The following is a 1,102-nucleotide window of genomic DNA, read 5'->3' as shown; positions in this document are numbered from 1 at the left end:
CCGAACCATTGTTATTTATATAGGACTTTCGCTTTTTGAAAAAATATGATTAAACAGATGTTCAATGATAACCAAGAATCAATATATCGAATATCTGTTAAGCACGCCAATCAATTACACTTGTTCCAATTTATCAGAGCATTTGGAGAATGTCAGTCACGACACGGTGACAGATTTTCTGCAAAACTCAAAGTTCACGCCAAGAGATTTATGGGATTTGGTTAAAGACCGGATTGATGACAGCGCGGAGGCGTTTTTGTTGGTGGATGATTCAGTCCAAAACAAACAGTATTCGCAAGTAATTGAAACGGTCAAACTGCAATATAGTGGGAATGAACACGGATTAGTCAAAGGAATCGGGTTGGTCAATTTGGTGCATACGAACGGCAGTTTAGGTGATTTTTATCCGATTAATTATCGAATTTACAATCCCGATGCAGACGGCAAAACCAAGAACGAGCATTTTCAGGAGATGTTCCGCCAAGCGATTGAGAAGCAGGACATCAAGGCGCGGAACATTGCTTTTGACTCGTGGTATGCCAGCGTTGAGAATTTGAAAATGATACATCGAAGCGGTTGGACATTTTATACAAACCTAAAAAGCAATCGCAAAGTAAGTATCACCAAAGAGATAGGTTATCAGGATTTAGCAGAACTCCAATGGAGTCAGGAAGAACTGATTAGCGGAAAATTGGTGAGATTAAAAGAAGTTCCATTTTGGTTGAAATTATTCAAGTTGGTTGACAGAGAAGGCAACATTGAATGGGTGATTACCAATAAGTTGACGAACGATTTTACTCGATTGCGGGCGATTCAAGCCACGCAAGTCAGATGGCAGGTCGAAGAATTTCACCGCAGTTTCAAGCAACTGACGGGCAGTGAAAAATGTCAATGTCGAAAAGAGCGGTCGCAAAGAAATCATTTAGCCTGTTGTTACAGTGCGTGGGTGGCAATCAAAGTCAAAGCTCAGGAAATGAAAACGACAATGTATCAAGTGAGGAATAATTTATTCGTAGAATACTTGAAGTTACAACTGCAAAATCCAACGATTCCGGCTTTGTAATTTTAGTTAAGCGAAAGTCCTATTAGTAAAACTTTATTC

General features: G+C 39.5%; 1 protein-coding gene. It reads left to right on the top strand.

The window, feature by feature from the left end; translation table 11 throughout:
* Nucleotides 1–64: 64 nt before the first annotated feature.
* Nucleotides 65–1,063 (top strand): transposase, encoded by a 999-nt coding sequence (locus H0W44_10745; GenBank protein ID MBA3582911.1) that lies wholly within the window; start codon nt 65–67, stop codon nt 1,061–1,063.
* The last annotated feature ends 39 nt before the right edge of the window (nt 1,064–1,102 follow it).

Source organism: Gammaproteobacteria bacterium, from assembly GCA_013817245.1.
In the GTDB taxonomy this organism is placed as follows: Bacteria; Pseudomonadota; Gammaproteobacteria; order HTCC5015; family HTCC5015; genus JACDDA01.
This window is presented reverse-complemented; position numbering and strand designations above follow the sequence as displayed.